Raw genomic sequence first — 18,611 nt, 5'->3', positions numbered from 1 at the left:
CTAAAGGATGGATAAACAAACAAGAACGAATGGTTTCGTATTTAGATATTTCGTTTTGGCAACTAACAACAGCGGCGCGCCGTGTCAGGGCGTCGCTGGGGCGCTCGCCAGGCTCTGGTCGAGCCGCTTCCAGTAATCGCGTTCCAGCCGGGCCGTATCGATATCGCGCGCCGCCTCGTTGAAGCGTTTTTGCTGTGCACCACCTTCCTCATCGCGCTTGAAGCACACATGCACGGGGCGCTCCTTGAACACGGTATCGATGATGGCGATACGCTCGCGCTCGGCCTTGCTGAAGTTGCGTCCCATCAGCAAATGCTGCAGGACGTGGCGCTCGATGACGATCACGCGGTAACGCTTGATGAACAGTTTCTTCAGATTCGTGGCGTCGTTCAAACCCTCTTCCGTCTTCAGCTCGCCGCGCGCCACCATGCCATCGAACTGCTCGCCATTCGAATAACCGGCCACGGTGCCGATGCGCAGCTTGCCCAGCTCGGCCAGGGTAGCACCCGGCGCGCCATCCTCCTTCAGATAGGCCAGCACGCCCTGCGTGTTACCAACAGGAACAGAAAAGTGACAGAGTTTTTCCCGTTCGGGCGTGCGCCAGACGGCCAGGAAACCGGCGTATCGGGGACTGGCAAGGCCAAACTGCATGGCGCGCTTCCAGGGAAAATATTCATATCTGACCGTATAGCCAAGCCGCTCAAAGACGGCGCTGACCATGGCGCCCGACATGCCATCGGCTGGCAGGCCATGGGAAATGAAGGGCGGCCAGTCTTCCGCCGCGAAGCGAACGATGCGCGAGCTGGCAGCGCCAGGCGCCGCCATGGGGGAGCTAGCCTGCCCGTGCGCAACGGCAAGCGTAGAGTGCATGAACAAACAGAAGGGCAAACCAACTGTCCGGAGGAAACGCATGTTTTGCTCCTATGGCCTGGTGCGCCTCACAGTGTAGGGGGCGGCAACAGGTCTGGCGGTCGGCTTTTTTTATCATTGCCTTGATAAAAATCATGCTCCCATAAAAAAAAGAAATTGCAAAGTTGTTTATTTGCACTTTGACATTCCCAAGGGAAATAAAATACGATTGCGGCGCGCCTGCAACAGCCAGCCGGGGCGCACTATCCCCTTACACGACACAGGTTTTTACTTATATGCGGCCCAGATGGCCGATAATGACGTTTTACCGTATTGAAGATGACCGTGCCGCATCCCGCCTCTCCCTCACTTGCCGACCAGATCGAAGATTTGCTGCCGCAAACGCAATGCACCAAATGCGGCTACAACGGCTGCCGCCCGTATGCGGAAGCGATTGCCGCCGGCAACGCCGACATCAACCAGTGCCCACCGGGCGGCGTACAAGGCATCGTACGCCTGGCCGGCTTGTTGGGCAAAAAAGTCATTCCGCTCAATCCCGTCAATGGCCTCGAACGCCCGCGATCTGTCGCTTACATCGATGAATCGCTGTGTATCGGCTGTACCCTGTGCATCCAGGCCTGTCCCGTGGACGCCATCGTCGGCGCCGCCAAGCAGATGCATACGGTCGTCACGGACCTGTGCACGGGCTGCGACCTGTGCGTGGCACCCTGCCCCGTCGACTGCATCGTGATGTATCCCGTCAGCGGCGACGCCACAGGCTGGGATGCCTGGAGCCAGATGGACGCCGACGACGCCCGCACGCGCCACGATTTCCGCGCGCAGCGGCTGCGCCGCGAAGCCGAGGCCAACGACGCGCGCCTGGCCGCCAAGGCCGTCGCCAAGATGCAGGAAGTGACGCAGGAATTGCCCGTCACGCCCGATGAAGTAGCGGAAAAAGAGCGCAAGCGCGCCATCATCGCCGCCGCCATGGAGCGCGCGCGCGCCAAGGCCGCCGCCAGCGCCGCTGCCCAGACCGAACCGCCCGCCTCCAACACGCCGAAAAAAGACGCATGAACGCCGCCAAACGCCTGGAAATCTTTACGCGCTTCCGCGCTGCCAATCCTTCGCCGAAAACGGAACTCGAATACACAACGCCGTTCGAGCTGCTGATCGCCGTGCTGCTGTCGGCGCAGGCGACGGACGTGTCCGTCAACAAGGCAACACGCTTGCTGTATCCGGTCGCCAATACGCCAGCCAGGATACTGGCGCTGGGCGTCGACGAACTGGCCAGCTATATCCGCACCATCGGCCTGTTCCGCACCAAGGCCAAGAACGTCATCGCCACCTGCCAGATCTTGCTCGATCAGCACGGCGGCGAAGTGCCGCGCGACCGCGCCTCGCTGGAAGCCTTGCCCGGCGTGGGCCGCAAGACGGCAAATGTGGTCATGAACACGGCATTTGGCGAACCAACCATGGCGGTCGACACGCATATCTTCCGCGTCTCGAACCGCACAGGCATCGCACCAGGCAAGAACGTCGATATCGTCGAGCAAAAACTGCTGAAATTCATACCCAAGGAATTTCTGCACGACGCCCACCACTGGCTCATCCTGCACGGCCGCTACACGTGCACGGCGCGCAAACCGCAATGCTGGAACTGCATGATTGCAGACCTGTGCGATTACAAGAGCAAGTCACCGATGCCTGCCGTGGTATAGGTAAAAAAAACGGCCCGAGTGTAGGCCGATGTCGTTGCTGCGTGGGTCGGGTTAGCCCGCAGGGCGTAACCCGACACATTGTTGCTGCCTGGGGTGTTGTCGGATTACGGCCCTTCGGGCCTAATCCGACCTATAGCAAGACCATATTGTCACGATGAATCAGCTCATGGCCTTCCATGTAGCCGAGTATGGACTCGATCTCGGTGGAGGGCTTGCGCATGATGCGGCGCGCTTCGCCGCTCGTGTAGTTGGACAGGCCGCGCGCCACGGGCACGCCGGCTGCATCGACGCAGGTGATCACGGCGCCGCGGCCGAATTCGCCGTTCACGCCCGTCACGCCGATCGGCAGCAGGGACTTGCCTTCCTGGCGCAGCTTTTGCACGGCGCCCGCGTCCAGCACGACGGCACCAGCCGTATGCAGATGGTCGGCCATCCACTGCTTACGCGCTGTCAATTGCCCCGTTTGTGCCAGCAACTCCGTACCGATCGCTTCGCCATGGGCTAGACGGCTGAGTACGTTGCTATCGCGGCCCCAGGCGATGATGGTGTGGGCACCCGACTTGGCGGCGCGCTTGGCAGCGAGGATTTTCGTCAGCATGCCGCCACGACCCAGGCTGCTGCCGGCGCCGCCAGCCATCGCTTCCAGAGCCGGATCGCCGGCGATGCCCTGCGTGATCAGGTAAGCGTTCGGGTCCTTGCGCGGGTCAGCCGAAAACAGACCGTGCTGGTCCGTCAGGATGACCAGGGCATCGGCCTCGATCAGGTTGGCCACCAGGGCGCCCAAGGTATCGTTGTCGCCGAACTTGATTTCATCGGTGACGACAGTGTCGTTTTCATTGATGATCGGCACCACGCCCAGGCGCAGCAGGGTCGTCAGGGTGGAGCGGGCGTTCAGATAGCGCTCGCGGTCGGCCAGGTCGGCGTGGGTCAGCAGCACCTGCGCCGTGCCGAGGCTGTGGGCGCGGAAGCTGCTCTCATAGATTTGCGCCAGGCCCATCTGGCCGACGGCGGCGCACGCCTGCAATTCGTGGATATCGGTGGGGCGCTGCTCGAAACCGAGGCGTAACATGCCTTCGGCGATGGCGCCGGAGCTGACCAGCACGACTTCCTTGCCCATCGCGCGCAAGCCGGAAATCTGCGCAGCCCAGCGGGCAATGGCGACATGATCGAGTCCGCGGCCATCGTTGGTGACCAGCGAAGAGCCGACTTTGATGATAATGCGGGTAGCTTTTTGAATCACGGAATCCATGGGGCGGCGCTCTTCACTTAATAGACGTCAGCGCGCAAGACGCAGCCACAGCAAGGCCAACCCCGCCAGCAGCTCGATTGCGCACATGAACAACACAAAACCCTGGGGCAAGCCGAAGCTGATGGCCGCGTACAAACGGCCAGCGGGCTGCGCCAGGACCAACATTGCAGTGATATCGCCGAGGATGGGCGGTTCGCCCTGCCGTGCTGCGAACAGCGCCAGGAGCGCGGTAGCGCCCCAGACACCGACATGGGAGGCGTAGAACTGGCTGTAGCCATTGACGCCATTGAGGAAGATGCCCATGCCGGCCGCCATTTCATCGGCGAACAGCAGGCAGGCGACCGCGCTCAGCCCGTAAGCATACGCGATCAGATGCAATACACGGCGCTGCCACGCTTGCTTGCGCGAGGACGCGACAGCGACCGCCTGTACTGACATCAGGATACAGCCTTAGTCGATGATCTTGAAACGCGGATCATCCGGGTCGATCGACGAGATACCGCGTGCTTCTTCGGTCATCTGCGTTTCTTCGGCACGGCTTTCGCTGTGTTTCTTCGCTTCCAGATGTTGATAAATCGCATTCACCAGTTCCGGGCAACCCTGATGGTTCAGCGCGGAAATCTCGAAGACGGGACCTTTCCAGGCGAAACGCTTGAGGAAGTCCTTCACCAGCTTCTTGCGGTCTTCTTCCGGCACCATGTCGAGCTTGTTCAACACCAGCCAGCGCGGCTTGTCGACCAGCGACTCGTCGTATTTCTTCAGTTCCTTGACCAGCGCCTTGGCTTCCTTGACAGGATCGACGTTGGTTTCAAACGGCGCCAGGTCGACGATGTGCAACAGCAGACCCGTGCGCTGCAAGTGACGCAGGAATTGATGGCCCAGGCCCGCGCCTTCGGAAGCGCCTTCGATCAAGCCGGGAATGTCGGCGATCACAAAGCTCTTCTCGTGCGACACGCGCACTACACCCAAGTTCGGGTGCAGGGTGGTAAATGGGTAATCGGCAATTTTCGGGCGCGCGTTAGAGACGGCCGAAATAAACGTCGACTTGCCGGCGTTCGGCATGCCCAGCAGGCCCACATCGGCCAGTACTTTCAGTTCCAGGCGCAGTTCGCGGCGTTCGCCTTCCTTGCCCTCGCCTTTTTGGCGTGGCGCGCGGTTGGTCGAGGACTTGAAGTGGATATTACCCCAGCCGCCCTCGCCGCCCTTGGCCAGCATTTCGATCTGGCCGTGTTCGGTCAAATCGGCCAGAATTTCGCCGCTCGCGTTGTCGATGATCAAGGTGCCGACAGGCATGCGCAGGTGGATGTCATCCGCGCCCTTGCCATAGCAATCTGCGCCACGGCCAGGCTCGCCATTACGAGCCTTGTGCATTTTGGAGAAGCGGAAATCGACGAGCGTGTTGATATTGCGGTCGGCGACTGCCCAAATGGTGCCGCCCTTGCCGCCATCGCCGCCATCGGGACCGCCGAAAGGCCTGAATTTTTCACGGCAGAAAGAGGCGCAGCCGTTGCCGCCATCGCCCGCGATGACTTCGATTTTTGCTTCGTCGATAAACTTCATAATTTTGCCGCCATAAAACTAAAAAGGCTCTACCTTGGGCAGAGCCTTTCGATTGAAGGCTTGCGCCTTACATCATGCGATCACAGCGGAGCGAACTGGCGCTCCGCGATGAATTACGCTGGTACTGCTGCGTTAGGTACAACGGTCACGAATTGCTTCGAGCCAGCACCTTTGACAACGAACTTCACTTTGCCCGCGATCAACGCGAACAAGGTGTGGTCTTTGCCCATGCCTACGCCTTCGCCAGCGCGCACTGGGGTGCCGCGTTGACGAATGATGATGCCGCCAGCATTGATAGCTTGGCCGCCGTAGACTTTAACGCCCAGACGTTTTGATTCTGAATCACGGCCGTTTCGCGTTGTGCCGCCGCCTTTTTTATGTGCCATTTAAGACTCCTTGATAGCTGATTAATTCAAACAGCGGCGATTAGCCGTTGATCGAAACGATTTGGATTTCGGTAAAATTCTGGCGATGGCCTTGATGCTTTTGGTAATGCTTACGACGACGCATCTTGAAAATTTTGACCTTATCATGGCGACCATGCGCCACAACCGTAACCAGTACCGTTGCACCTTCGACCAATGGCGCACCAAATTTAATGGTGTCGCCCGCGCCTACTGCGAGAACTTGATCGATGGTGATTTCGGAACCAATGTCTGCCGGTATCTGTTCTACTTTAAGTTTTTCGCCAGCGACAACTTTGTATTGTTTGCCACCGGTTTTTATGACCGCGTACATGATTTGAAACCTCATCAAATGTTGAAAGAATTTGTCCCACTGCCATGAAAAGCAAGCCATGCACAACAGGGGGAACCAGCGATTATACACGGACTGAGAAATTGCGTCAAAAACTATTCACAAAGACCGATGATCGTGGTATGTCGACAACCTGACCACCATGTCAGGCTTGCGCCAGGCGGACGGAAAAGCGTGCGCCAGTGCCAACAAGGTCAAACAATTGCTCCACAGTCATAGGCAAACATCACGCGCGCGCAAGCCATGTCGTATAATCGCCGCACCCACAATCTAATGCAGGTTCGCCTTGTCTGACGCTAACAAACACGTTAACCAAAACACCATCGTGCAAACGATTGCCGCCGATATGGACGCAGTCAATACGGTGATCCGCCAAAAACTGCACTCCGATGTGATTCTGATCAACCAGATCGCTGAATACATCATCAGTGCAGGTGGCAAACGCATCCGTCCCGTGCTGATTTTGCTGGTGGCCAATGCCCACGCCTATCGCGGCACTGCGCACCATGAACTGGCGGCGGTGGTTGAATTCATCCATACCGCCACCCTGCTGCACGACGACGTCGTCGATGAATCGTCGATGCGCCGCGGACGCCAGACGGCCAACGCCCTGTTCGGCAATGCCGCCTCGGTACTGGTGGGCGACTTCCTGCACTCGCGCTCGTTCCAGCTGATGGTGTCGCTGAATAATATGCGCGTCATGCAAATCCTCTCCGACGCCACCAACGTGATCGCGGAAGGCGAAGTGCTGCAGTTGCTGAACATGCACGACCCGGACGTGACGCAAGAGAGCTACCTGAATGTCATCCGCTCGAAGACAGCCAAGCTGTTCGAAGCGTCGGCGCAACTGGGCGCCCTGATCGCCGGCGCCAGCGAAGACGATATCGAAGCGGCAGCAGAATACGGCCGCTCGCTGGGCACGGCTTTCCAGCTGATCGACGACGTACTCGACTATGCAGGCGACGCCGCCGAAATCGGCAAGAACGTGGGCGACGACTTGCGCGAAGGCAAGCCGACCATGCCGCTGATCTGGCTGATGGAAAACGGTACGCCAGAGCAACGCGAACTGGTGCGCAGCTGCATCGAACAGGGTGACGAACAGCATTTCGACGCCATCCTGGCCGCCATCACCAGCAGCGGCGCCCTCGACTACACGCGCCAGCAGGCGGAAATCGCCGGCCAGCGCGCCGCCAATGCCATCGCTGGCTGGCCGGACAGCGCCTACAAGCAATCCATGCTGCAACTGTGTTCGTTTGCCGTGGACCGCAATCACTGATCGCGTCTTACGACGTGCAATACAAAACGGCGCCACTGGCGCCGTTTTTTTATGGCGTCCCTACTTGCGCTCATGCTCCATGGCCGCGCCCGCCAATTCCTGCACGATGGCCGGCTCCGCTTCCAGCCGTTCGCTGTATCGGCTGCCCAGATAATCGCGGCGGTCGCGCACCAGCAAGGTAAATTTATAGAGCTCCTCCATCACGTCGACCAGGCGCTCGTAATACGGCGACGGCTTCATGCGGCCGTCATCGTCGAATTCCTGATACGCCTTGGCGACCGAAGACTGGTTCGGGATAGTCACCATGCGCATCCAGCGTCCCAGCACGCGCAAGCCGTTGACGGCATTGAACGATTGCGAACCACCCGACACTTGCATGACGGCCAGGGTACGGCCCTGTGTAGGGCGCACACTGCCCGTTTCCAGCGGCAACCAGTCAATCTGCGATTTGAACACGCCAGTGACGGCGCCATGGCGTTCGGGGCTGCACCACACTTGGCCTTCCGACCATAGCGACAGCGCGCGCAATTCCTGCACCTTCGGGTGCTCGGGCGACACGCTATCGACCATGGGCAAGCCGTGCGGGTCGAACACGCGCGTCTCGGCCCCGAAATGGCGCAGGATGCGCTCCGCTTCCAGCGTCAGCAGCTTGCTGTACGAGCGCTCGCGCAAGGAACCGTACAGCAGCAACATGCGCGGCGCATGCGTGGAAACGTTGAGCGGCGCCAATTTGTCCAGGCTGGGCAGATCCAGGTGCGCGGCGCTGATGTTGGGCAAATCATTGGCCAGCTCATTGGGCAAATCGTCCATCTCAGGCCACCGGCTTGCCGTCGGCGCCCACCACGGCCTGGCCATCTTCCTTGGCAAAGGCGCCTTGCTGCGGCAGCGGCAGGATGTCCAGCACTTTTTCCGATGGCCGGCACAGACGCACGCCCAGTTCCGTGACGACGATGGGACGGTTGATCAAAATAGGGTGGGCTTGCATGGCGTCCAGCAGGGCCGCATCGCTCAGCTCCGGATTGGCCAGGCCCAGCTCGTCGTACAGGGCGCCCTTGTCGCGCATCACCGCGCGCACGGACAGACCCGCACGCTTGATCAGGTCAACCAGCTCCTCGCGCGATGGAGGGTTCTTGACGTAATCGATGATGACGGGTTCGACGCCCGTGTTGCGGATCAGGGCCAGGGTGTTGCGCGAGGTGCCGCAAGCCGTATTGTGATAGATCGTGATGGTCATGGTGTGCTTTCGTTGGGTACATTGCCGCTGTCCGGCAGGCAGCAAGGGCTGCCGGCACAGCAGTTCTCGGTCAAAAAGGCCAGCAAGCCGTTCATGCCCGCATAGTTGGCGGCGTAGATGATGGAGCGGCCCGCCTTGCTCGCCGTCACCAGATCGGCGTGCGCCAATTCCTTCAAGTGAAACGACAGTGACGATGGCGCGATGGCCAGCGCTTCGGCGATTTTTGTGGCAGCCATGCCTTCCGGCCCCGTCTGTACCAGCAGGCGGAACACGGCCAGCCGCGATTCCTGCGCCAGCGCCGCCAGGGCCACGATGGCGGAAGCACTCGTCAGCGGTATCGGCCGGTCAGCTATTGTCTTTTCATTTTCCATAATTCAATAATAATCGAATTATGGAATCATTTCAAGCAACACGCCTTAGCTATGTACCTTACGTAACCCAGCGCACCGACTGTGATGGCCTATCGGTCTACCTTGATGAAAAAATCATTGCGATTGGCTCACCATGACACGCTCAACCCCGCTCAAAATCCTAGGCTGGAGCCTGGCCGCCCTGCTGGCCCTCATCGCCATCGTCGTCATCTTCGTGCTGACTTTCGACTGGAATCGCGCCCGCCCCTACATCAACCAGAAGGTATCGGAAAGCACGGGCCGCGAATTCGTCATCGGCGGCGATCTGCAGGTGCAATGGCGGCAGGGCCTGAAGACGGAGCCGGGCTGGCGCCGCTATGTGCCCCGCCCTGTCATCAGCGCGCAGGACGTGCGCATGAGCAACCCGGATTGGGCCACGGCCGGCCCGCAACTGGCCAGCGCGAAACGCATCGACGTGAGCATTCATCCGCTGGCCCTGTTGCAGCACAAGGTGGTGCTGACGGACCTGGCGCTCGACGCGCCAAACATTGCCCTGCAACGGCGCGCCGATGGCAGCAATAGCTGGACCTTGAAGGATAACGGCCCATCGCCATGGGAGGTGGAAATCCAGCGCATGGCCTTTGGCGACGGCGTCATCCGTTACCTGGACGATGGCATCGCCCTTGACGTGCGCGCCAAGGTCAGCTCGACGGCGCCCGATGCCACGCCGGGTGACGCGCCAGGCAGCGCGCCCGTGGAAAAATACGGCATCGACTTCACCTTGGGCGGCAGCTACCGCAAGGCGCCCGTGACGGGCGGCGGGAAGGCGGGCGCCGTGCTGTCCCTGACCGACAACAATACGGTCTATCCCGTGCAGGCGCACGCCGTGCTGGGCAAGAACAAGGCCAGCATCGATGGCACCCTGACGGACCCGCGCTCTCTGTCCGGCATCGATTTGCAGCTGAGCCTGGCCGGCGCCAGCATGGCCGACCTGTATCCGCTGACGGGCGTGCTGCTGCCGGAAACGCCGGACTATGCCACCAAGGGTCGATTGCTGGGCAAGAAGGACGGCGCCACCTGGAACTGGACATATCAGAACTTCAAGGGCAAGGTGGGCCAGAGCGACCTGGCGGGCACCCTGCAGTATCTGCCGCGCCAGCCCCGCCCCTTGCTGCGCGGCGAAGTGATGTCGCAGCAGTTGCGCCTGGAAGACCTGGGTCCCACCATCGGCGCCGACAGCAATGCGCAGAAACAGGCGCGCGGCAAGGCACCCGTGCAACCGGACAATAAAGCCTTGCCCGTGGAGCAGTTCAACACGGCCAAATGGAATGCGCTCGACGCCGACGTAAAATTTACCGGCAAGAAACTGGTGCGCACGCATGACATTCCATTCAACGACGTCGTCGCCAATATCCACATGAAAGACAAGGTGCTGAGTTTGACGCCGCTCAATTTCGGCATGGCCGGTGGCGACATCACCTCGAATATCACCCTCGACGGCCGTCAAAAGACCATCGCCGCGCAAGCCAAGGTGACGGCGCGCCACCTCAAAATTCGCGAACTGTTTCCCAAGCTGCAATCAATGCAAGCGAGTTTCGGCGAAGTGTATGGCGACGCGGCCCTCACGGGCCACGGCAATTCCGTCTCGGCCATGCTGGCCAGCGCGAATGGGGAACTGGCAGCCACCGTCAGCGAAGGCTCCGTCAGCCAATTCATGCTGGAACTGGCTGGCCTGAACCTGGCCAATGCCGTCTTCGTGAAAATCTTCGGCGACAAGCAGGTGCACCTGAACTGCCTGGCCAGCGATTTCGCCGTCACGAATGGCCAGGCCGATGTGCGACGCTTCGTGCTGGATACGGACACGGCCGTGGTGAATGTCACGGGCAACGTCAACCTGGCCCACGAAACCCTGGACCTCGACGTGCGCCCGCGCACCAAGGGCGCCCGCATCATCACCCTGCGCACGCCGCTGTACGCGAAAGGCACGTTCAAGAACCCGGACGTAGGCCCGCAAAAAGGCCCGCTCGCCCTGAAGGCCGGCGCCGCCGTGGCCCTGGCCACCATCGTCACACCGCTGGCCGCCCTGCTGCCGTTGGTCAACGTCGACAAAGCCCCCGACACGGACTGCGCCGCCGTCATGGCGCAAGCCAACGCCACGCGGAAAAACCCCACTTCGCCGGCGACAAATGCACCGGCAAAAAAAGTCAGCGAAGCGGACATCAAAAAGGCCCAGCAGGAAAAGAAATAGGCCTTGATGCAGTCGCTTGAAACCCGCCCCGCCATCTGCTGTAATAAAGAAAAGCGGGGTGTGGCTCAGCCTGGTAGAGCGCTGCGTTCGGGACGCAGAGGGCGGAGGTTCGAATCCTCTCACCCCGACTAGCCTGCCCCCACATTCCCTGCCTGCGCCTGCACACCTGCCGACAACGCGCAATCCTTGACCCACGCGTTGGCGTGTTGCCGAGAAGTATGATATTAATTGAACAATTGATTAATTAAACACTTCCATCGCGCAAGGGCCTGACCGATGTCTTTCCTGATAGTTCTGGCCGCACTGGCCTTCCTCATGCTGGCCGCCTACCGCGGCTACAGCGTGATCCTGTTTGCACCAGTCGCCGCACTGGGTGCCGTGCTGCTCACCGATCCGTCTGCCGTACCGGCCGTCTTCAGCGGTATCTTTATGGAAAAGATGGTGGGCTTCATCAAGCTGTATTTCCCCGTCTTTCTGCTGGGCGCCGTGTTTGGCAAGCTGATTGAACTGTCAGGTTTTTCCCAGTCGATCGTCGTGGCCGCCATTCGCTATATCGGCAGTTCCCGCGCGAATGCCGTCATCGTTGCCGTGTGCGCGGCGCTGACTTATGGCGGCGTATCGCTGTTCGTGGTGGTGTTTGCCGTCTATCCGTTCGCGGCCGAACTGTACCGCCAGAGCAATATCCCCAAGCGGCTGATGCCGGGTGCCATCGCCCTGGGCGCGTTTTCCTTCACCATGGACACTTTACCTGGCACGCCGCAAATCCAGAACATCATCCCCACCACCTTCTTCAACACGACCGGCTGGGCCGCACCGTGGCTGGGCACGATAGGTTCCGTGCTGACGGTGATGATGGGTCTGGCCTTCCTGGAGTGGCGCCGCCGTTCCGTCATGGCGACGGGCGAAGGCTACGGCGCCGAGGCTGAACAGGCCAAGGCCGGCTCGGGCGACCTGCCCCATCCGCTCCTGTCGGTGGCGCCGCTGCTGCTCGTCGGCGTGGCCAATTACGCGCTGACCCGGCTGATCCCGCACTGGTATGGCGCCAGTTACGTCCTCACCGCCGACGCCCTGCCAGGCTTGCACGCGCCCGTGTCGACGTCGATAGCCTCCGTCACCGGCATCTGGGCCGTGGAAGGCGCCTTGTTGCTGGGCATCTTGCTCGTGTGCGTGACGGCCTTCGGGCGCATCCGCGCCGCCTTTGCAGAAGGCACCAAGGCGGCCGTGGGCGGCGCCTTGCTGGCCGCCATGAATACGGCGTCCGAGTATGGCTTTGGCGGCGTCATCGCGGCACTGCCCGGTTTTCTTGCCGTCAGCAACACCTTGCGCAGCGTGCCCGATCCCCTCGTCAACGCGGCCGTTTCCGTGACGACGCTGGCCGGCATTACCGGTTCGGCCTCGGGCGGCATGAGCATCGCGCTGGCCGCCATGTCGGACAGTTTTATCCAGGCCGCGCAGCAGGCACACATTCCGCTCGAAGTCATGCACCGCGTAGTGGCGATGGCCAGCGGCGGCATGGATACCTTGCCGCACAATGGCGCCGTGATCACCCTGCTGGCCGTCACGGGCCTCACGCACCGCCAGTCCTACCGCGATATTTTCGGCATCACCGTCATCAAGACGGTGGCCGTATTCCTCGTCATTGCCATCTATTACATGACGGGGCTGGTCTGAGGGTTGGGGCAAGCTACAGCCGCGGCGACGATGCCGGCTTCGCCAAAGTTTGCGCCGGCTTGAACAAATGGCTGATGCCCATGGTCAGCAGCGGGCCAGCCAGCGCCAGGTAGGAACTGTCCACGCCATACGGATTGCCCGCCAGGAACCAGCCTATGGTGGCGATCACCGACACGATCACGCCAATGAAGGCGCCGCGCGGCGTGCCGAATTTAGGCGCATAGAAGGCCATCAGCACCAGCACGGCCAGGGTGGCGCGCAGGGCCTTGCCCAGGAAGGCGATCATCAGCAGTTTTTCCGCATACAGCGCCAGCACCAGCGGCAGCAAGCCTGCCACGACGATGGCGATGCGCAGGAACATCAGCGATTTCGCGTCGTTCTTCGACTTGTTGTACCAGGGATCATAAAAATCCTTCATGGCCAGGGTGGCCGATGCCAGGGTGGTGGCGGAAATACCGCCGAACAGGGCGCCGGCCAGGCCCACGATCATGATGCTGGCGGAAAACGCCGGCATGTGGGCAATTAATGTCGGGAAGGCGTCGATCGACTTCATGCCCGGATACAGCACGGCGCTGCACATGCCGATCAGGGCCGCCATCAGGCCAAACGGTATCATCAGCGAGGACACGTAATAGCAGGCGCGCTTGGCCACGGCCGGGTTGTCCGTGCTGACCAGGGCCTGGATCACGTACTGCGTGGCGAAGATGGAGCCGATGCCGCCTATCATCCAGGCGATGATCTGGCCCCAGCCGATCTCGACCCAGTTGAACATCTTGGCCGGCAGTTGCGCCTGCAACGCGCCGATGCCGCCGCTCGCTTCCAGCGCATACGCCAGCGCCAGGATCACGCCCAGGTATTTGACGATGGAGTGGGCGAAATTGGTGTACACCACCGAGCGCATGCCGCCCAGGCTGACATAAATCACGGTGATGGCGCCCACCAGCAATATGGCGACCGTTTTATTGATATGCAACACGGCCGCCAGCACGGCGCCGCCGCTCGCGTACAGGGCGACGGCAACGATGCCCAGCGCGACGATGGTGAGTACCGATGCGGCATAGCGCACGGGTTCGCCATACGTTTGCGCCAGGATGCCGGAAATCGTCGACTGCCCGCTTTCCTTGTATTTTTTGACCAGCACGATGGCCAGCAGCAGGAAGCCCAGCGACAGCGCCACCAGGTTCCAGGCGGCGGAAATGCCCAGCTCATAGCCTTTTTGCGCCGTGCCGATGCTGACGGAACTGCCGATGAATTCGGACAGCAGCAGCGCGCCGATCAGGTAGGCGGGATAGTTGCGCCCGCCCGCCGTCATGCCCTCTGCGCTGTTGGCGTGCTTGCGCACGCTGTAGGTAATGTACGACATGAGGGCGAAATAGCCCACCGTGACCGCCGCGATGATGATTAATCTGTTTTCCATTCGTCTACTCCAAGTCTGCTTTTTTCTTATTATTTTTCAAAAAAGCCCCCTGCCGCATGCCGGACCGGCCGGCGGCGGTGCTCAGGGGCAAAGCGAAATTCTGGCCTGCCTACGGCACTAAAAAGCCGCGCAGCTGCGCCGTGAAAGCCTGCGCCGCCTCGACACTCGAGATATGCGACGCGGGCACGCTCGCCAGGCGGCTGCCTGCCACCTGCTGCTGCAGCCAGCGCGCATCGTCCAGCGTCGTCACGGGATCGTGCTCGCCGGCGATCACCAGGGTCGGCACCGTGATCGTGCCAACGGAGGCGCGCAAGTCGGCTTGCGCCAGCGCCTCGCAGCAGGCCGCATAGCCGCCTGCATCCTGGCCGCGCAAAGTGGCGATCATGCGCGCCACCGTGTCCGGCTCGCGCTGGAGAAACTGCGGCGTGAACCAGCGTGCGGGGGCGCCATCGGCTACCGCAGCCATGCCATCGCGCCGGACTTGCTCCGCGCGCGCTAGCCAGACGTCAGCAGAACCGATGCGCGCCGCCGTATTCGCCAGCACGAGTTGCGTCAGGCGCTGCTGCTGGTGGATGCCCAGCCACTGCCCCGTCAAGCCGCCCATGGAAATGCCGCAGAAGGCCGCACGGGCGATATCGAGGTGGTCGAGCAGCGCCACCACGTCCAGCCCCAGCCGGTCGATGCCGAACGGCGCGGCGCCGGTGGACTGGCCATGGCAGCGCGTGTCATAGCGCACGACAAAGAAGTCGCCAGCCAGCGCGGTCACCTGCGCCTGCCACATGGACAGGTCCGTGCCGAGGGAGTTCGACAGGATCAGGCAGGGCCGGGCGCGGTCACCATCGGTGCGGTAATGCAGGACGCTACCGTCGGATGTAAAAAACTCGGACATGGCGTCTCCCTCAGGCTGCGGCACGTGGCCGTTCAACCTCGGCCGATGGCAGCGCCGCACTGTCTCGGCTCAGGTGGAAATCAAAATCGATCGAGGAAAATGGCTGCTCCAGCTGCAGGGCCGCCAGTTGCGCCGGGTCCTCGATGCGCGTGATGGGTGGCACCAGGCCTGCACGCGTGGCAAAGGCGAAGTCGTCCCACAGGTAATGGTCGCCATCGATATTGATTTGCGTCGTCAGCTTGCGGTGGCCCGCCGCACTGATGAAGAAATGGATGTGCGCAGGACGCTGGCCGTGCCGGCCCAGCAGATCGAGCAGCTGCTGCGTGGTGCCCTCGGGCGGGCAACCGTAACCGACCGGCAGAATGCTGCGGAACTGGTAGCGCCCATCCTGGTCCGCGAGGATGCTGCGGCGCAGGTTGAACGGCGATTGCGTGTGATCGAAGAAGGAGTAATTGCCCAGCAAGTTAGCATGCCAGACCTCGACCAGTGCGCCGGGAGCGGGCTTGCCGTCGGCGTCAAACACGGTGCCCTGCATGAAGAGCACTTCGGCGTGCGCGCTCTCGCTGCCATCGTCCAGCCGGGCAAAGCCCGTGCTGCGCGGCGCCCCGGCCACGTACAGCGGCCCTTCGATGGTGCGTGGCGTGGCGCCGGCCAGGCCTGCTTTCGCTTCGGCTTCGTCGGCCCGCAGGTCGAGGAAGTGTTCGAGGCCCAAGCCAGCAGCCAGCAGGCCCAGTTCACTCGACGCGCCGGCGGCCGACAGATAGGACACGCCGCTCCATACTTCGCTGGGCGTCAGGTCCAGGTCATCGATGGCCTTGCACAAGTCGCCCAGAAGGCGCAGCACCACTTGCTGCACGCGCGGGTTGGCCGGCCGGTCGGCCGCTTCCACGATCCACTTCTTGACGAGGGTATCAATGTCGGAATGTTGCATGAGATGTCTCCTTGATGAAGGTACTGCGTACGGTTCAGGAATCGTCGTCGCGGACCGACGAGGGATGGCGGCACAGCGGCATCACGTCAATCTGCATGTAGGGGAACAGGGGGAGCGAGGTCAGTAAATGATGCAGCTCGTCCACGCTGTCGACGTCAAAGACGCTGACGTTGGCGTACTGCCCGGCGATGCGCCACAAGTGGCGCCATTTGCCCTCCTGCTGCAGGCGCTGCGCCAATTCCTTTTCCGTCTGCTTTAGCTGCGCCGCCTGCTCGGCCGGCATCGTCAACGGCAGGTTCACGTTCATGCGTACATGGAATAACATGCTTTCTCCTCTATTGGCGCTGCAAGGCATGCAGCTTGTCCATATCGATCTCGACGCCCAGGCCCGGGCCAGTCGGCACTTGCAGCATGAAGTCGCGGTACACGAGCGGTTCGCGCAAGACTTCCTGCGTCAGCAGCAGGGGCCCGAACAGTTCCGTGCCCCAGGCCAGTTCGGCGAACGTGGAGCAGACGTGGGCCGTGGCGGCCGTGCCGATGCCGCCTTCGAGCATGGTGCCGCCATACAGGCCGACACCAGCCAGGCGCGCCACGGTGGCCACTTCCAGCGCGGGCAGCAAGCCGCCCGACTGGGTGATTTTCACCGCATACACGTCGGCCGCATCGGCCTGGGCCAGGGCCAGCGCGTCGGCGGGACCATGCAAGGCTTCGTCCGCCATGATGGCCACGTCGAAGCGCTGCGTCAGGCGCGCCAGCGCGGCGCGGTTGCCCGCTTTGACGGGCTGCTCGATCAGGTCAATGCCGCCCGCTTCCAGCGCGGCGATGCCGCGCACGGCGTCCGTCTCGCTCCAGGCCTGATTGACATCGACGCGCACGCTGGCACGTTCGCCCAGCGCACGCTTGATCTCCAGTACGTGGGCCACGTCATCCATCACGTCGCGCAGGCCAATCTTCAGCTTGAAGATGCTGTGGCGGCGCAAGTCCAGCATTTTTTCCGCTTCGGCGATATCGCGCACGGTATCGCCGCTGGCCAGCACCCAGGCCACGGGCAGCGCATCGCGCACCCGGCCGCCCAGCAATTCCGACATCGGCACATCCAGGCGGCGCGCCTGTGCGTCCAGCAGCGCCGTCTCGATCGCGCACTTGGCGAAACGGTTGCCCTGGATGACCTTGCGCACCTTGGCCATGGCCTTGGCGACTTCGCTCGCTTCCATGCCGACCAGCAGGGGCGCAATATAGGTATCGATATTCGTCTTGATGCTTTCCGGGCTTTCGCCGCCATAGCTCAAGCCGCCGATGGTAGTCGCTTCGCCCCAGCCGGTGATGCCGTCGGCGCAGCGCAGCCGCACCAGCACCAAGGTCTGGGTGTTCATGATGGCGACGGACATCCGGTGCGGACGAATGGTTGGCACATCGACCAGGTAGGTCTCGATATTTTGAATCATATTTATTCCGTATAATTCTGTGGAGTGGTGACACGATATGCCCCGAATGTCCCCACGTCCAACACCGAGTTGGTATCAAACCTATACCTGAAAGGTATGAAGATGGAATTACGGCACTTGCGCTACTTCGTGGCGGTGGCAGAGGAAAGGAACTTCACGCGGGCCGCCGCGCGCCTGCATATCGCGCAGCCGCCGCTCAGCCGGCAGATGCAGCAACTGGAAGAAACCCTGGGCGTGGAGCTGATCGAAAAAGGCTCGCGGCCCTTGCGGCTGACGGAAGCGGGCGAGTTTTTCCTCGCCCATGCGCGCCCGCTGCTCGACCAGGTGCGCGACCTGAAGGCGATGACGCAGCGCGTGGGCAAGCTGGAACGCACCCTGTCGATCGGTTTTGTTGCCTCGACCCTGTATGGGGAATTGCCCGATATCGTGCACCGCTATTGCGAGCGCCATCCAGAAGTGGACGTGACCCTGCACGAAATGACCACGGTGGAGCAGCTCAAGGCACTGAAGGAAGGCCGCATCGACGTAGGTTTCGGACGATTGAAAAGCGAGGACCCCAGCATCCGCCGCATCCTGCTGCGCGAAGAGCGGCTGGTGGTGGCCCTGCCGCCCGGGCACCGGCTGGCCCAGGGAGAAGGCGGATTGCGCCTGACTGACCTGGTCCATGAAACCCTGCTCGTGTATCCGAAAGCGCCCCGCCCCAGCTTTGCCGACCAGGTGCTGACCATGTTCAGTGTGGGCAATGTCACGCCCGGCCCCGTCACGGAAGTGCGCGAACTGCAGATTTCCATGGGATTGGTGGCAGCCGGCCAGGGCATTTCCATCGTGCCGGAAAGCGTGCAGGCCATGCATCACAGGAACGTGGTGTACCGCAAGCTGGAAGACAAGCATGCGTTCTCGCCCATCCTGTTCAGCATGCGGCATATGGACCGCTCGCCGGAACTGGAAAACATCCTCGCCGCCGTGTATTCCATCTACGATGAACACGGCATCGCGCACGTCAAGGAAAGCCTGTAGC

At 61.6% G+C, this 18,611-nt stretch carries 20 protein-coding genes and 1 tRNA gene; 7 read left to right on the top strand and 14 right to left on the bottom strand.

The features are described 5' to 3' along the window. Positions 1-84: 84 nt before the first annotated feature. Positions 85-825: an ABC transporter substrate-binding protein gene (locus CLU92_RS24840; RefSeq protein WP_101484035.1), complete on the bottom strand. Its 741-nt coding sequence runs from the start codon at positions 823-825 to the stop codon at positions 85-87. Between the two features lie 363 nt (positions 826-1,188). On the opposite strand from CLU92_RS24840, the gene rsxB reads away from it, so the two are divergent. Then, complete coding sequence (gene rsxB, locus CLU92_RS24835; protein WP_101484034.1) at positions 1,189-1,923, top strand: electron transport complex subunit RsxB; 735 nt, start codon at positions 1,189-1,191, stop codon at positions 1,921-1,923. Beyond that, on the top strand, positions 1,920-2,567 hold the full coding sequence (gene nth / locus CLU92_RS24830) for an endonuclease III (protein WP_101484033.1): 648 nt from the start codon (positions 1,920-1,922) through the stop codon (positions 2,565-2,567). Before rsxB ends, nth begins: the two co-directional genes overlap by 4 nt. 130 nt (positions 2,568-2,697) lie before the next feature. On the opposite strand, the gene proB is transcribed toward nth, so the two are convergent. From proB to rplU, 5 genes are all read right to left on the bottom strand, one after another. Further along, positions 2,698-3,816, bottom strand: coding sequence for a glutamate 5-kinase (gene proB, locus CLU92_RS24825; protein WP_101484032.1), 1,119 nt, complete (start codon positions 3,814-3,816; stop codon positions 2,698-2,700). Positions 3,817-3,843: 27 nt separating this feature from the next. Then, positions 3,844-4,254 (bottom strand): hypothetical protein, encoded by a 411-nt coding sequence (locus tag CLU92_RS24820; RefSeq protein ID WP_101484031.1) that lies wholly within the window; start codon positions 4,252-4,254, stop codon positions 3,844-3,846. A 12-nt stretch (positions 4,255-4,266) separates the two neighbouring features. Continuing rightward, positions 4,267-5,376: a GTPase ObgE gene (obgE, locus tag CLU92_RS24815; RefSeq protein WP_101484030.1), complete on the bottom strand. Its 1,110-nt coding sequence runs from the start codon at positions 5,374-5,376 to the stop codon at positions 4,267-4,269. 113 nt (positions 5,377-5,489) lie between these two features. Continuing rightward, a complete protein-coding gene (gene rpmA, locus CLU92_RS24810; protein ID WP_010395157.1) occupies positions 5,490-5,762 on the bottom strand; it encodes a 50S ribosomal protein L27 in 273 nt (90 codons plus the stop codon). A 40-nt stretch (positions 5,763-5,802) separates the two neighbouring features. Then, complete coding sequence (gene rplU / locus CLU92_RS24805) at positions 5,803-6,114, bottom strand: 50S ribosomal protein L21 (RefSeq protein WP_038500602.1); 312 nt, start codon at positions 6,112-6,114, stop codon at positions 5,803-5,805. A 304-nt stretch (positions 6,115-6,418) separates the two neighbouring features. On the opposite strand from rplU, the gene ispB reads away from it, so the two are divergent. Then, the gene (gene ispB, locus CLU92_RS24800) at positions 6,419-7,408 is read left to right on the top strand and encodes an octaprenyl diphosphate synthase (protein WP_101484029.1); all 990 of its coding nucleotides are present in this window, start codon (positions 6,419-6,421) and stop codon (positions 7,406-7,408) included. Positions 7,409-7,468: 60 nt separating this feature from the next. Here the strand turns inward: ispB and arsH are convergent, their stop codons facing one another. From arsH to CLU92_RS24785, 3 genes are read right to left on the bottom strand one after another with little or no spacing between them, the layout of a single operon-like run. After that, positions 7,469-8,197 (bottom strand): arsenical resistance protein ArsH, encoded by a 729-nt coding sequence (gene arsH, locus CLU92_RS24795; RefSeq protein WP_101484879.1) that lies wholly within the window; start codon positions 8,195-8,197, stop codon positions 7,469-7,471. Between the two features lie 22 nt (positions 8,198-8,219). Then, positions 8,220-8,642 (bottom strand): arsenate reductase (glutaredoxin), encoded by a 423-nt coding sequence (gene arsC, locus CLU92_RS24790; protein WP_101484028.1) that lies wholly within the window; start codon positions 8,640-8,642, stop codon positions 8,220-8,222. Next, positions 8,639-9,013, bottom strand: coding sequence for a helix-turn-helix transcriptional regulator (locus tag CLU92_RS24785; RefSeq protein ID WP_243858437.1), 375 nt, complete (start codon positions 9,011-9,013; stop codon positions 8,639-8,641). Before CLU92_RS24785 ends, arsC begins: the two co-directional genes overlap by 4 nt. Positions 9,014-9,146: 133 nt before the next feature. On the opposite strand from CLU92_RS24785, the gene CLU92_RS24780 reads away from it, so the two are divergent. The 3 genes from CLU92_RS24780 (at position 9,147) to CLU92_RS24770 (ending at position 12,911) form a co-directional block, all read left to right on the top strand. Beyond that, positions 9,147-11,240 (top strand): AsmA family protein, encoded by a 2,094-nt coding sequence (locus tag CLU92_RS24780; RefSeq protein ID WP_101484027.1) that lies wholly within the window; start codon positions 9,147-9,149, stop codon positions 11,238-11,240. Between the two features lie 54 nt (positions 11,241-11,294). After that, positions 11,295-11,368: transfer RNA gene (locus CLU92_RS24775), tRNA-Pro, on the top strand. 148 nt (positions 11,369-11,516) lie between these two features. Further along, positions 11,517-12,911 (top strand): GntP family permease, encoded by a 1,395-nt coding sequence (locus CLU92_RS24770; protein ID WP_101484026.1) that lies wholly within the window; start codon positions 11,517-11,519, stop codon positions 12,909-12,911. A 13-nt stretch (positions 12,912-12,924) separates the two neighbouring features. Here the strand turns inward: CLU92_RS24770 and CLU92_RS24765 are convergent, their stop codons facing one another. The 5 genes from CLU92_RS24765 to CLU92_RS24745 all read right to left on the bottom strand — a co-directional run bounded on the left by CLU92_RS24765 (position 12,925) and on the right by CLU92_RS24745 (position 17,593). After that, the gene (locus CLU92_RS24765; protein ID WP_101484025.1) at positions 12,925-14,328 is read right to left on the bottom strand and encodes a sodium:solute symporter family protein; all 1,404 of its coding nucleotides are present in this window, start codon (positions 14,326-14,328) and stop codon (positions 12,925-12,927) included. Positions 14,329-14,437: 109 nt separating this feature from the next. Then, complete coding sequence (pcaD, locus tag CLU92_RS24760; RefSeq protein ID WP_101484024.1) at positions 14,438-15,217, bottom strand: 3-oxoadipate enol-lactonase; 780 nt, start codon at positions 15,215-15,217, stop codon at positions 14,438-14,440. Between the two features lie 10 nt (positions 15,218-15,227). Continuing rightward, a complete protein-coding gene (gene catA, locus CLU92_RS24755) occupies positions 15,228-16,148 on the bottom strand; it encodes a catechol 1,2-dioxygenase (protein ID WP_101484023.1) in 921 nt (306 codons plus the stop codon). A 34-nt stretch (positions 16,149-16,182) separates the two neighbouring features. After that, on the bottom strand, positions 16,183-16,473 hold the full coding sequence (gene catC / locus CLU92_RS24750) for a muconolactone Delta-isomerase (RefSeq protein WP_101484022.1): 291 nt from the start codon (positions 16,471-16,473) through the stop codon (positions 16,183-16,185). Positions 16,474-16,483: 10 nt separating this feature from the next. After that, a complete protein-coding gene (locus tag CLU92_RS24745; RefSeq protein ID WP_101484021.1) occupies positions 16,484-17,593 on the bottom strand; it encodes a muconate/chloromuconate family cycloisomerase in 1,110 nt (369 codons plus the stop codon). A gap of 102 nt (positions 17,594-17,695) precedes the next feature. Here CLU92_RS24745 and CLU92_RS24740 point away from each other — a divergent pair, with 102 nt between their 5' ends. Further along, complete coding sequence (locus tag CLU92_RS24740) at positions 17,696-18,610, top strand: LysR family transcriptional regulator (protein WP_101484877.1); 915 nt, start codon at positions 17,696-17,698, stop codon at positions 18,608-18,610. Position 18,611 lies beyond the last annotated feature (1 nt).

Source organism: Janthinobacterium sp. 61, from assembly GCF_002846335.1.
Classification (GTDB): Bacteria; Pseudomonadota; Gammaproteobacteria; order Burkholderiales; family Burkholderiaceae_D; genus Janthinobacterium.
Note: the sequence above shows the minus strand (reverse complement) of the source record. Positions and strands in the feature narration are given on the sequence as shown.